The organism is Corynebacterium faecale (assembly GCF_030408735.1).
Taxonomy (GTDB): Bacteria; Actinomycetota; Actinomycetes; order Mycobacteriales; family Mycobacteriaceae; genus Corynebacterium; species Corynebacterium faecale.
Map to the genome: position 1 here is coordinate 291046 of NZ_CP047204.1, position 13240 is coordinate 304285.

At 60.9% G+C, this 13240-nt stretch carries 10 protein-coding genes and 1 tRNA gene; 5 read left to right on the forward strand and 6 right to left on the reverse strand.

Annotated elements, in window-relative coordinates; genetic code table 11:
• Positions 1–21: 21 nt before the first annotated feature.
• Positions 22–1548 (reverse strand): adenylate/guanylate cyclase domain-containing protein, encoded by a 1527-nt coding sequence (locus CFAEC_RS01345; protein ID WP_290278106.1) that lies wholly within the window; start codon positions 1546–1548, stop codon positions 22–24.
• A 74-nt stretch (positions 1549–1622) separates the two neighbouring features.
• Here CFAEC_RS01345 and CFAEC_RS01350 point away from each other — a divergent pair, with 74 nt between their 5' ends.
• Positions 1623–2876 carry a DNA polymerase III subunit delta' gene (locus CFAEC_RS01350; protein WP_435384268.1) on the forward strand — a complete coding sequence of 418 codons (1254 nt, stop codon included), beginning with the start codon at positions 1623–1625 and terminating at the stop codon, positions 2874–2876.
• 102 nt (positions 2877–2978) lie between these two features.
• Positions 2979–3054: transfer RNA gene (locus tag CFAEC_RS01355), tRNA-Thr, on the forward strand.
• A gap of 69 nt (positions 3055–3123) precedes the next feature.
• Here CFAEC_RS01355 and CFAEC_RS01360 read toward each other — a convergent pair.
• The 4 genes from CFAEC_RS01360 to CFAEC_RS01375 all read right to left on the reverse strand — a co-directional run bounded on the left by CFAEC_RS01360 (position 3124) and on the right by CFAEC_RS01375 (position 7642).
• A complete protein-coding gene (locus tag CFAEC_RS01360; protein WP_290278108.1) occupies positions 3124–3978 on the reverse strand; it encodes a sulfite exporter TauE/SafE family protein in 855 nt (284 codons plus the stop codon).
• Positions 3979–4023: 45 nt separating this feature from the next.
• Positions 4024–4632 (reverse strand): rhodanese-like domain-containing protein, encoded by a 609-nt coding sequence (locus CFAEC_RS01365; protein WP_290278109.1) that lies wholly within the window; start codon positions 4630–4632, stop codon positions 4024–4026.
• A gap of 35 nt (positions 4633–4667) precedes the next feature.
• Positions 4668–6062, reverse strand: a complete 1395-nt coding sequence (locus CFAEC_RS01370; RefSeq protein WP_290278111.1) for an MBL fold metallo-hydrolase — start codon at positions 6060–6062, stop codon at positions 4668–4670.
• A gap of 371 nt (positions 6063–6433) precedes the next feature.
• Entirely contained in the window at positions 6434–7642 is a 1209-nt protein-coding gene (locus CFAEC_RS01375) for an IS110 family RNA-guided transposase (protein WP_290278112.1), read from the reverse strand.
• A gap of 400 nt (positions 7643–8042) precedes the next feature.
• Here CFAEC_RS01375 and CFAEC_RS01380 point away from each other — a divergent pair, with 400 nt between their 5' ends.
• Positions 8043–8984, forward strand: a complete 942-nt coding sequence (locus CFAEC_RS01380; protein ID WP_290278115.1) for an RluA family pseudouridine synthase — start codon at positions 8043–8045, stop codon at positions 8982–8984.
• Here CFAEC_RS01380 and CFAEC_RS01385 read toward each other — a convergent pair.
• On the reverse strand, positions 8955–9803 hold the full coding sequence (locus CFAEC_RS01385) for a DsbA family protein (RefSeq protein ID WP_290278117.1): 849 nt from the start codon (positions 9801–9803) through the stop codon (positions 8955–8957). The two genes, CFAEC_RS01380 and CFAEC_RS01385, sit on opposite strands and share 30 nt — an antisense overlap.
• Positions 9804–9926: 123 nt before the next feature.
• Between CFAEC_RS01385 and CFAEC_RS01390 the strand changes: the two genes are divergently transcribed.
• Positions 9927–11951 carry a glycoside hydrolase family 3 protein gene (locus CFAEC_RS01390; RefSeq protein ID WP_290278120.1) on the forward strand — a complete coding sequence of 675 codons (2025 nt, stop codon included), beginning with the start codon at positions 9927–9929 and terminating at the stop codon, positions 11949–11951.
• A gap of 181 nt (positions 11952–12132) precedes the next feature.
• A complete protein-coding gene (locus CFAEC_RS01395; protein WP_290278122.1) occupies positions 12133–13239 on the forward strand; it encodes an S-(hydroxymethyl)mycothiol dehydrogenase in 1107 nt (368 codons plus the stop codon).
• The last annotated feature ends 1 nt before the right edge of the window (position 13240 follow it).

The following is a 13240-nucleotide window of genomic DNA, read 5'->3' on the forward strand; positions in this document are numbered from 1 at the left end:
GGGGCGTCGATAAGCGCTTTTTTAAGAGCGGTCCGCGAGCGTGGGCCGGATCGGGCGGGCGAGCTGGGTCATCTCGCCGCGTCCGCGCAGTTCCACGGACTTCATCAGCGTCCAGCGGGCCTGCTCAGCCTCATTGGCCTCGCGCAGGGTGGCGGCGTTGGTGACGGTGCGGCCCGGGGTGGTCTTGGCCAGCTCGGTGAGGCGGGCGGCCTGGTTCACGGCGTCGCCGATGACGGTGTATTCGAAACGCTCATGGCCGCCGATATGGCCTGCCACCACATGGCCTGCAGCCACACCGATACCTGCCTTGAGCTGCAGGTCTTTCAATTCGATGCGGAGCTCACGGGCGGCGGCCAGGGCATGGCCGGTGGCATCGGACAGCGGCAGTGGGGCGCCGAAGATGGCGAGCGCGGCATCACCCTGGAACTTGTTGATCACACCCTTGTTGCGGTGGATCACCTCCACCACATGCTCAAAGAACTCGTTGAGAGCCTCCACGACCTCCTCAGGGGCGTGGTTGACGGCGAAGGTGGTGGAGCCGATGACATCCACGAACAGCACGGCCACCTTGCGGTCCTCACCGCCCAGGGTGGGGCGTTCCTCCAGGGCCCGGCGCGCAACCTCATCGCCGACATAACGGCCGAACAGATCGCGGACGCGTTGGCGCTCACGCAGACCACGCATCATCTCATTGAAACCGGCCTGCAGCACACCGATCTCGGAGCCGTCATAGATGTCCACCTGAACATCATTATCGCCCCGGCGCACGCGGCCGATAGCCTCCTGCAGCTCCAGGATGGGATCCACCACAGATGCCACCGCCAGACGGGTGCCGAAATAACCGGTGACCATCGCAGCCAGGGACAACGCCAGGATGGCGGGCAGGATCACGGAGGCATCATCGCCGAAGATGCCGGTGCTATAACCGAAAATCATCAACAGGATCCCCAGCACAGGCACACCGATGGTGAGCACCCACGTCATCCGCAGGCGCTGGCTGACCGGTGGCTCCAGGGTGGAATCCTCAAAACGGCGTGCAAGTGCGGTGGCCGCGACGGGGCGCACCAGGCGTTCGGCCTCCAGGAAGGTCAGCAGTGAGACCACCGCGCAGGCCATCAACGTGGACACGAACACGATGATCGCCAGTGGTGTGGACATGGTGGCGGCTATGGCGGTGGCGATGAGGATACCGATCAGCCACACCACGGCACACAGAATCGCCTGGTAGATGGGGATGCGCATCACCAGATTGCGCACCATGTTGGGATCATGATCGTCGGGGTGCCGCTGCCAGTCCAACACCGGGCGGAACAGCAGGAAGGTCACCAGGATACCCACCAACACCGCGAACACCACGTACACGCTCCCGACCACCGGTAGGTAGGAGATATCCGGGTTGAAGCTGGTGTCCGTCGGATGCGGAATCATATAACGGACAAACAGCATGATCGCGAGCGCGCCAATGACATTGGTGCCCAGCACCGTCGCAGCGTACAGCGGCCACGAAGTGCCCCACAGCCATTTCAGCGCCTGAAGCAGTCGACTCATGCCCATTACTCTATCCTGCCTGCGGACATGAGACCGTGAAGGCATTAGCGATTAGTGTGGTTGATGTGAATAACATGAGTGTCTTCGATCAGCTGGCCGGTCCCGAATCCATTTCAGGCACGCTTATCGACGCCGCCACCGCCGCCCGCGCGATTGCGCGGGACACCTCCGGGGCGCGGGGTAACAACGCGGACACTCATGTGGAGGATGGCGCGGGGATCAGTGATTCGGCCTTCACCCATTCCTGGCTCTTCACCGGCCCACCCGGTTCGGGACGCTCCGTGGCCGCCCGTGCCTTCGCGGCAGCCCTGGTGTGCTCAGCTCCGGACATCGTGGGGTGTGGCAGGTGTGAACACTGCCGGTCCGTGCTCTCTGATTCCCACGGCGATGTGGTGTACATCCAACCCCATGAACTCTCCATCGGCATTGACCTGATGCGCACCGTGGTCGACGATGCCGCGAAACTGCCCACGGTATCCAACTGGCGTGTGATCATTTTGGAAAACGCCGATCGCCTCACCGAACCTGCCGGAAACGCCCTGCTGAAGACAGTGGAGGAACCACCAGAGCGCACCGTGATCATCCTGTGCGCGCCATCCACCGACCCAGAAGACATCATGGTGACGCTGCGCTCCCGTTGCCGACACATCTATATCCCCACGCCCACCGTGGATGAGGTGGCCCGCATCCTGGTCCGTGAGGGTGGGGTCGCGGAGAACGATGCCCGCCTGGCCGCCGCGGCCTCCGGCGGACATATCGGACGCGCACGACACCTAGCCCACAACCAGCAGGCCCAGATCAGACGTGCCAACATCATCAACCTGGCTGAGCTCATCTATCACGGCGACCAGGCCTTCCAGGCGGTGAACTCCCTGGTGAAAGGCATTGAGAAGGAATCCCAGGACAGTCTCGCCGCCATTGAGGACCAGGAGATGGAGAAACTCCACACCTCCCTCGGCATGGGATCCAAGGGCAAAGGCATGCAAAAGGCCCTGCGTGGAGTATCCGGCCAGATCAAGGAACTGGAGGACAACCAGCGGAAACGCCGCACCCGTTTTCTCCGCGACGCACTCGACCTTGCCCTGATTGACCTGGCCGGAATCTACCGTGATGCCCTGGTCCTCTCCTCCGGTGCTGGCGTGGGCCTGACGCACCCCGACATGGAAGGACTATCCCGGGAGCTGGCAGAAAAAGTCACCGGCGAAGGTCTGCTCGACTGCCTCGATGCGATCAACAAATGCCGCGAATACTTCGGATACAACGTCCGCCCGGTGGTGGCCATGGATGCGCTGGTAGGCAGACTCCGCAAGGCGTATAAAGTCCGCTGAGGGTTTATTGACGGCCGCGGGGTGCCTGAGGGCTAAGGGTGCCCCCTGATTATTGCCGGGCATATGCTGTGCGGTAAACTGTCGAATCGTTAAAAGTACTGCGCCGCTTTAGCTCAGTCGGTAGAGCGTCTCACTCGTAATGAGAAGGTCAGGAGTTCGATTCTCCTAAGCGGCTCCATATAGAACGACAGCCCCCTTTTTCCAGTAATGGTGAAAGGGGGCTGTCGTCATATTCTTGAGCGGCGCGTTAGTTGCCCATGGTGTTCGGGAGGTGGGGGTTGCGTCGAAAAGCATAGAGGCCACCTGCTGTGAGCACCGCAGCACCGATGACCACCAGCCCCCAGGGCTGGGGGAGTTCCTGGGACAGAACGGCCACACCCATGACCAGCACGAATACTCCGAAGCCCTTGCGCAGGGCCTGCTCGGGAACCACGGATGTCAGGCGGGCACCGATCACCGCACCGACCAGTGCGGCAGCGGTTACCGCCAGCACCACGGGCCAGTCCAGGCTCACGGAGGTCAGGTAACCGGCGAGTCCGGCGAAGGATTTCATGGAGATCACCAGCAGGGAGGTGCCCACCGCCATCGGCATGGACAATCCGCCGAGGAGCGCCAGGGCTGGGACCACCAGGAACCCACCGCCGGCTCCGACGAGCCCGGTGACCAAACCGACGGCCAACCCTTCAGCGAGGATTTTGCCCAGCGGCAGGGATTTCTTCGCGCTGGTTCCGGATTGTTTTTTCCGGCTGCGCAGCATGGCGGTGGCGGTGGCGATCATCATCAGGGCGAAGGCGATGAGGAGAATCGTCCCGGGGATGAACCCGCCGAGAAGGCCACCCAGGAAGGCACCGAGCATGCTGGCCACACCGAAGATGAGTCCGGTGCGCCACTGCACATGTCCGTGCCGGGCATGTGCGATGGTGCTGACCACGGAGGTCGTGCCCACCACGAACAGTGAGGCTGCGATGGCTTCCTTGGCATCCATTCCGGCGACATAGGTGAGAAGCGGGACGGTGAGAATGGATCCGCCGCCACCGAGCAGTCCGAGGCTGAGCCCGACCACGATGGCGAGCAGAATCACCAGTGCGAGAGTGATGCTCATGATTCCTGTCTTTGAAACGTGGGCCGGGTGCAGGCCAGGGGGTGTCTAGACCCGGGTGATGTTTGTGGTGGCCACGGGGATATTGCGCACAGTGGACTCCAGGGTCGGGGTCACCGCGGTCCGGTTCCAGGGCATTTTGGACAGGGCGCTGGCCATCATGCAGGAGTCGCTGAGTGCGGAGTAGGTGAGTCCGGCTCCGATCGCTGCGGAGAGGTATCCCAATGGTCGGGCGATGGTGCGGGAGCCGAGGAAACCCGCTAGGACCAGCGAACCTGCGACCATGCGGACCTGGCGGTCCATGGCCCAGCGCCGTGTGCCACGAATGACGTCACCGCCCGCTGATTCAAAGGCTGCTGTTCCACCGGCCAAGACGCTGGCTTCGGTTAAGCCAGCGGCGGCGAGGCGTTCGCGGGCTTCCTCTGCGCGGATGCCGGATTGGCAGACCAACACCACGCCATCGTGGAAACGGGAGGCGAACTCCGCGGTGTGCTCGGACAGCATGGCAAGGGGGACATTGTAGGCACCGCGGATATGCAGGGACTCAAACTCTGCGGGGGTGCGGACATCGATGATCATCAGCTGCTGATCATGGGCGAGGCGAGCCTTTAGTTCCTCTGCCTCGAGTGTGGTGATCAGTGTGGTTGCAGTGGTCATGGGTGTGTGGGTTCCTATCTGGGCGGTGAATGAGATTATGTGTTGTTGTGGGCGAGCCAGCCCAGGTATGAGCCTTCGAGCTCGATGATTCGGTAGCCCCTGCGACGCAGTGCCGAGGCGGCCACAGAGTTACGGACACCCGATTGGCAGTAGGTGATGATGGTGGCGTCGTCAGCGGGGAGCTGGTCTAAGTTCCAGAGAACCCGTCCACCGGAGAGCTGCGCTGAACCTGGGATGTGGCCGTCGGCGTGCTCGGTTTTATTGCGCAGATCCAGCAGCATGGCGTGATTGGTGTGTTCGAGCTGAGCCTGGGGGAGAACCTCCGGGGTGGTTATGGGCAGCCCTTCGAAGGAGGTGATGAAACCGGCGACCTCGTCGATGCCGACGCGCATGAAATGGTTGCGATAATTTTCAGCTGTTTCTGAATCGGCGGCGAGAATGACCAGGTTGCCACTGTCCACCTCTGGGTCGAAGACCCAGGCGGAATAGGTCGCTGCCTTGTCCACGCCTGGCACGTTGACCGCACCCTCGACGGTGCCCGCGTGGACCTTGGTGTGGTGACGGGTATCCACGAGGATCTTCTCACCCCGCCGGACCTGGTCAGCGATGTCTGCGCCTTGCAGCTCAGGAAGTGGGGTCAGTGGGTACCCGAGGATCAACGGGCCGGACTTGTTCTGGCGTTTCATGCGGCCGAAATAGGCGTGGGCATCAGGCTGGCCCTCGAGGAGCTCTTCGATGAAACCCTGCTCATCGTCATTGTTCAGATAAGGGGCCCACCAGGCGTAGCTGCGTTCATAACCAACAGTGGTCGAGGGCAGAGCACCGAGAGCCTTGCCGCAGGCGGAACCTGCGCCGTGGGCGGGATAGATCTGGACATGGTCGGGCAGGTCCAAAAAGACATTTTTCAGGCTATGGAACAGTTGCGATGCTCCGGCGAAGCGCGTGTCGATGCCCCCTGCGGCCTCATCAAGTAGATCCGGGCGACCCAGATCGCCGGAGAAAACGAAATCACCGGACAGCATATACCCGGGGGTATTGGCGAAAGCTCCATCGGTGACCAGGAACGACAGGTGCTCCGGGGTATGGCCCGGGGTGTGGCGGGCCTGGATGACGATATTGCCGATGGTGATGGTGTCGCGGTCATGGAGTCGGGTGCCGTCGAAACCGTATTGCCAGTCCTCCCCGCCTTCCCCGGAGACATAGATCTGAGCACCGGTGGCCGCAGCGAGCTCACGGGTGCCAGAGAGATAATCGGCGTGAATGTGGGTTTCGGCGACACCGGTGATGGTCATTCCGTGGTGGCTGGCCAGATCAAGATAGTCGGCGATGTCGCGGCGGGGGTCTACAACGACAGCGGTGTTCTCAGCCTGACAGCCAATGAAATAACTGGCCTGTGCCAGGTCCTCGTCATAGAAGCGGTGTAAAAGCATGGGAATCACTCCAGGTTCTTCGATGGTGGTGGGTGAGTGGAACCCAGTGTGGCATATACCCCCCGGGGTATCAAGTTGTACTGGGGGGAGTATCTGAATCTGCTGGTGGGAGGGTTTTGCTGGGTGTCGGCTTGTGCGGGGGAACGTGCAAGCGTGACAGGGGCCGTGCCACCGCCCGGCCGGAGCGGGCAGTGGGGGAAATCGCTAAGCCAAGGCCCACGCCATTGGGGGGTGTCCCTATGTTTTTGTCAAGAGGTGGGCCCTGTACTCAGGAAACCACTTCGGGGGTAACTTCTAATTCTCGTAATCAGCATGGCTGATCGGCTGGTCAGCGTGTTCATTGTTGACCAGCTGATCGTGCTGGCAGTGAATTAGGCAGCGGCCCTGGAGGGAACCTCCCGGAAGAACTCAGCTCGGGTCAACATCGCGTAGATGACATTGCACCGCCGCCTGGCCAAACACATGATGGCTGCGTTATGGCGCTTGCCCTCGGCTCGTTTCCGTTCGTAGTAGGTCTTCGATGCTTCATGAGATCGCAAGGATGCGAACGCGGAGTAGAACAACGCATTCTTGAGCCTTTTGTTGCCTGATCTAGCGGGGAACTCGCCACGGATGGATGTGCCAGATCTTCGTGTCACCGGGGCGATCCCGGCATAAGCGGCCAGGTGCCCGGCGGATCGGAAGTCAGAACAGTCACCGACAGCCAGGAGGATATTGGCTGCGGTCTTGATGCCAACTCCCGGCATAGATATCAAGACCTGGTGAAGAGGGAATTCTTCGAGTAACTCCTCAACTTGTTCAGCGATAGTTTTGCGCTGTTCCAGCAGGGACTTGATGTTGGTGGCCAACTGCGGGATGACGATCTCAGCAGCTGCGGTTCCAGGTACCGTGACGGTTTGGGCTTTCAAACCGTCGAAGATAGCATCCACCAGCTTCGTGGGATCCTTCTTCGCGCGGTTACTCATCCAGGTGTGAACACGCTGGTATCCCGCCTTTTTCATCTTCGTTGGTCCGCCGTAATGGATCAGCATCTCTAACACTAAGGGTCGGGTGATCACATCACCGACCAGTGCTCGTTCGAAGCTGGGGTAGATCTGGGTGAGCACGCTGCGCAATCGGTTGATGGTTCTCGTGCAGTCTTTGGCGATGTCGTCATCAAAGCCTGACAGCATCTTCAACGCTGACAAGACTTCGTTGTCGCGGTCGACAGCACGCAAGGTATGTGGCATGGTCCGTGCGGTATCGGCGATGATGAAGGCGTCCCGACGGTCGGTTTTGGACCGCCCTGGATAGAGATCAGCGGCCTTGCGTATGGCCAGACCTGGGAGGTAACCAACCAGGCAGCCGGCATCGCGGGCGACGGCGATGGGCAGGGCACCGATGGTGTTGGGTTGGTCGACAACCATCAAGACTGTGCCATGTTGCTGCAGGTCGGTGAAGACTTTCCGGAGCTGGGTTTCGTCTTGGGGTAGGGGTTTGTCGTAGATGATTTCGCCTGAGCTGAGCATCGCGCAAGCGTGGTGGGCGGTTTTTCCGACGTCGAGTCCGATGGTGACGTCATGGGTGTTGCCGGTGGTCATTACCGGCCTCCTTGAATGTCGTAGCAACAGTGACGGGTCAAACTCGTCGCTGGTGTCATGACATCCGATGCTGGCACCCACGTTACAAAGAGAACTGAACCTCAACTGGTTCGTCCGTGTCCCTATTAGCAGTCAACGGTTGTCCTGGAGTCCCGGCGGCAACACCCCCCGGATCATGTGAACTACAGGGCGATTAAGCCATACCGGGCCCAGCGACTATCCCCATTATGGGGATACTCTCAAAGTAACGGGCAAACCCGCCATCGAACAGGCGCGAATGCGACCGCGACTGCATCCCGGTTCCACCCCTCCCGGATGTTGCCCATGCCCAACAGCTGCCGAGGTATGCGAAAAAATCTGCCTTTACCAGGCATTTTAAAGCTGGTAGGGTGTTACGGCCATGGAGCAGAAAAGCAAAGCCACTTTCCAGGAGGTGGCAATCACGGAGTCGCATGCGGGTCGGCGGCTGGATAAGTACCTTCGGTCACAACTCAAAGGTGTGCCCGCCTCGGTGATCTTCCGGAAGCTGCGCACGGGTCAGATCAAGGTCAATGGGCGAAAATCCAAGCCGGATTACCGCATCCAGAATGGTGATGTGCTGAAGATGCTCCAGATGGATCTTCCGCAGGATCTTCCACCACCGGTAACGCTTCCTCCGCCCCTGCTCAAACAGATCGAACACAGCATCATCCACGAGGATTCGGAACTGATTGTGCTGAATAAGCCTGCCGATATCGCGGTGCACGTGGGTACCGGTGTCGCTGGCGGCGTCATCGAGGCCCTGCGTCAGTTGCGGCCGGACGAACATGATCTTGAATTGGTGCACCGCCTGGACCGTGAAACCTCCGGTCTGCTCATGGTGGCCAAGACCTCATCCATGCTCCGTCACCTCCAGCAGGTGCTGCGGGAGGATGACCATTCCATTCCGCGACGGTATCTGCTTCTTGTCCGGGGGCATTGGCCGGACCATGTCAGGCAGGTGGATGCGCCACTCCTGCGCACTGACTCCGCGGTCAGGGTGAATGAGCGGGGCCAGGACGCGCTGACATTTTTTGAGGTGCAGCGTAGGTACGGGCAACGGGCAACGCTGGTCAAGGCCCGTTTAACCACCGGGCGTAAACATCAGATCCGGGTCCATGCACGTCATGCGGGGCACCCGATCGCGGGGGATCGTAAATATGGTGATGATCGCTTCAGCCGGTCAATCAACACCAGGCATATGTTTTTGCACTCATCGGAACTGAGCGTGCCCATGCCGGATGGCAGCGTTCAGGAGTTCTCCGCCCCTATGCCGGTGCATTGGAAGCCTGCGTTATCCCTGCTCAGCGCCAAGAACAGCTAGTTCGCCCAGGATGGCGCGGTCGAAGTTTTCGAAGGGCTGCGCGCCTGAGATGAACTGTGTGCCCACCAGGAATGAGGGGGTTCCGGTGATTCCGATCTGCTGCCCATAGGATCGCGCGGCCTCCACCGATGCGGTGAAACTGTCATCGGTGGCATGTGCGCGGAAGAGATTCAGATCGGACACGCCGGCGGTTTCGGCGAAGCGGACATAATCATCGATGGTGAATTCGGGGTGCCCGCCGGCGGTGGGGTGGTTGGCGTAGAGCTCGGTTTTAAACTCGTGGAATTTCCCCTGCTCTGCTGCGGCGCGGATGGCCTTGGCTCCGGCATCGGCGTGTTCGCCGTTGATGGGCATGTCATTCCACTCGATGCGCACCAGGCCGGTACCCACGTATTTTTCAATGATCTGGGCTTCGGTGTCGGTGGTGTAGCGGGCGCAGAAGGGGCATTCGGTGTCGGAGAATTCAGAGATGACCACGGGTGCGTCGAGCGCCCCGATGGCGAAGGGGTCGGCGGCGTCGCGGCGGTGGATGGCGGTGATGTCGTTGGAACCGGTCAACGTGCCACCGGGGCCGTAAATGGTGGCGTCGTAGAGGGCGTCGTCAAGCATGGTTGGACCGGCAGTGTCGGTGCCGGCCACCACCTGGCCACCTGTGGCAAGCGCAAAAGAGGTGGTGCCGGTCTGTTGTCCGGCAAGGTAACCACCGGCACCCGCGATGAGCGCGGCGCCCAGAACGAGTGCCCAGGCTTTGCCTGGGATAGGGACGCTTGTCGACGCCCCGTCCCGATCCCCTTCGTATGGATTAACTGCTGAAGTCATGGTGCTACACCTTATCTGGTCGCGGCAGTTGGGGCAGGGGGCTTCAAATGTGACAAAATTGGCATCCTATTGCCGGCGAAAATTGACTATCCTGGAGGGAAGACGTCGAAAGGGATTACCAATATGTTGCAGAATTCCACACAGCCCGATCTCGGTGCCAGGGCATCGAATATCATCGAAGTAGATGGTCTGAAATTCAAGGACCTCGACGGTGACGGACAGCTGTCCCCCTACGAAGACTGGCGCTTAAGCGCCGAAGAGCGCGCCACTGACCTGGTGGAACGCATGACCACAGAAGAAAAAGCCGGCCTCATGATCATCGGCTCCCATCACCCCGGCCATTCCTCCTTCCTGCCGAACCCGAAGGAGGGCCAGCTGCTCAATGAAGAGGATGTCTGGCGCACGGAGAACCCCATCACGGGTGTCCCCTTCACCGAACCGGTCCTGGTCACCTCCTCCACAGACGGTGCCATCAATGAGCGCCACCAGCGTTACCTGATCGTCCGTGACAACCTCCGGCCCGCGGAACTGGCTACCTGGACCAACGCCGTCCAGGAGATCGCCGAGCGCTCCCGCCTCGGTATCCCCGTGGTGTTCGCCTCCAATCCACGCAACCACGTGGCACTGGTCGCACAGTTCGGTGTCAATGAATCCGCTGGCGTGTTCTCCGAATGGCCGGGCGAGCTGGGCCTGGCGGCGCTGCGTGATCCGGAACTGATGGAAACCTTCGGCGAGAAGATTGCCAAGGAGTGGCGCGCCGGGGGCATTCACAAGCTCTACGGCTACATGGCTGACCTGGCGTCTGAACCACGCTGGTCGCGTTTCAACGGCACCTTCGGTGAGGATCCGGAACTGATCTCCGACTACATCGCCGCCGTGGTCCGCGGAATGCAGGGACCATCCCTGTCTGCTGCATCGGTGTCCACCACCATCAAGCATTTCCCCGGTGGTGGCGTGCGACTGGATGGCCACGATCCACACTTCGCCTGGGGGCAGACCAATGAGTACCCCACCGAAAATGCCCTCGCCCAGTACCACCTGCCACCATTCCAGGCGGCGGTGGACGCAGGGTGCGCTTCGATCATGCCGTACTACGCACGCCCCATGAACAACTCCGCCCCGCAGCTGGAGGAACAGCTGTGGATGAACCCCACCACCCAGTTCGAGGAGGTCGCGTTCGCCTACAACCGCACCTTCCTGCAGGACCTGCTGCGCGACAAGATGGGCTTCAAGGGATATATCAACTCCGACTCCGGTGTTATCGACGCCATGATGTGGGGCGTGGAGGATCTCACCGAACCTGAGCGTTTCGCCGCCGCCGTCCGCGCCGGCACCGAGATCTTCTCCGACATGTCCAACCCGGCGCGCCTGCTGGAGGCCGTCTCCCAGGGGCACCTGGAGGATTCCGAACTCAACGGCCCCGTCACCCGTCTGCTCACCGAAATCTTCCAGCTCGGCCTCTTCGAGAACCCCTATGTATCTGAAGACACCGCCGAAGCTGTCATCGGTGCGGAGGAAGTCTCCGCGATGGGCCGTAAGGCACAGCTGGATTCCGTCACCCTGCTCCGTGGCAATGATGACCTGCTGCCGTTGAAGACCGACAGCGCAGTCAAGGTCTATGCCTGGGTGACCGGACGCACCAAGATTGACCAGGTCCAGGGCAAACTCGAGGATGCCTTCCGCGAGGTGTTCCCACAGGTGGAACTGGTGGCTTCTGAAGCTGAGGCCGATCTGGCCTTCGTCTGGGCGCGCCCGGAGATCGCCCTGTTTGAAGATGACCGCGAGGGGGTGTCCCTGTCTGTGGATCCACGTGACAACGGTGTGGATGTGGACCGCGTCCAGGCCATCCAGGCTGCAGTACCTACGATCCTGGCGGTCAACTTCACCAACCCGTGGATCCTGTCGGAACTGGAACCGGGTGCAGCCGCCGTGGTGGGCACCTATGAGATCAAGCCGGACATCATTCTCCGTTCCCTGGCTGGTGAAGAGGGTGGGCCGAAGGGCAAACTGCCACTGACGGTTCCTGCCTCTGCACAGGTGATCGCGGATTCCCCACGTGATGTGCCGGGCATGTTCCTGGGCTCTGACTACACATATGTGGATTCCACCGGTGTGGCCTACGCCTATGGGCACGGTCTGACACTGTAGTTAAAGCGTGTAGTGCACAGGGGGCGGGAAGCAGAGAGTGCTTCCCGCCCTCTTTGCCTGTTGGACTCCTTGGGGGGTCGGTGGGGGTTGGCGGGGGTTGGTTATGTAGGTCACAGGCCCCCGTTGTGGGGAAATGGGTAACCTCGGGAAACACAATCCCCACAACTTTCAAGGAGTGACTATGAGCTTTACCGTTTCCGGCATCATCGCCAGGTCCAAGGGTGCACCGGTGGAAAAGGTGGATGTTATTGTCCCGGACCCGGGTACCAATGATGTCATCGTGGACATCCAGGCCTGCGGTGTCTGCCACACTGACCTGGCTTACCGTGACGGCGATATCTCTGATGAGTTCCCGTACCTGCTCGGCCACGAAGCCGCTGGTGTGGTCTCTGTGGTGGGGGAGAACGTCACCCACGTTGAGGTCGGTGACTTCGTGGTGCTGAACTGGCGTGCGGTGTGTGGCGAATGCCGTGCCTGCAAGAAGGGTGATCCGAAGTACTGCTTCAACACCCACAACGCCTCCAAGAAGATGACCCTGGAAGATGGCACCGAGCTGTCCCCGGCGCTGGGCATCGGCTCCTTCATTGAAAAGACGCTGGTCCATGAAGGCCAGTGCACCAAGGTCAACCCTGATGTGGATCCAGCGGCAGCCGGTCTGCTCGGCTGCGGCATCATGGCCGGCCTGGGCGCTGCGGTGAACACCGCGGATATCAAGCGTGGAGAATCTGTGGCTGTGTTCGGTCTGGGCGGTGTGGGCATGTCTGCCATCGCCGGTGCCAAGCTGGCGGGTGCCTCCAAGATCATCGCCGTGGACGTTGATCCCCGCAAGCTCGAGTGGGCGAAGGAATTCGGTGCCACCGATGTCATTGATTCCTCCCAGCTCTCCGGTGAGGGCGAGGAATCCGAGGTGGTTGCCCGGATCCGTGAGCTCACCGACGGCTTCGGCACGGATGTCTCGATCGACGCAGTGGGCATCATGCCGACCTGGCAGCAGGCCTTCTACTCACGCGATCACGCCGGTCGCATGGTGATGGTGGGTGTTCCGAACCTGACCTCACGCATTGACATCCCCGCGATTGATTTCTACGGCCGCGGTGGTTCCCTGCGTCCTGCCTGGTACGGCGACTGCCTGCCGGAGCGAGACTTCCCAACCTATGTGGAACTGCACCTGCAGGGTCGTTTCCCATTGGACAAATTCGTATCTGAGCGCATCGGACTGGATGACGTCGAGGAGGCCTTCAACACCATGAAGGCTGGCGATGTCCTCCGTTCCGTGGTGGAGTTATAAA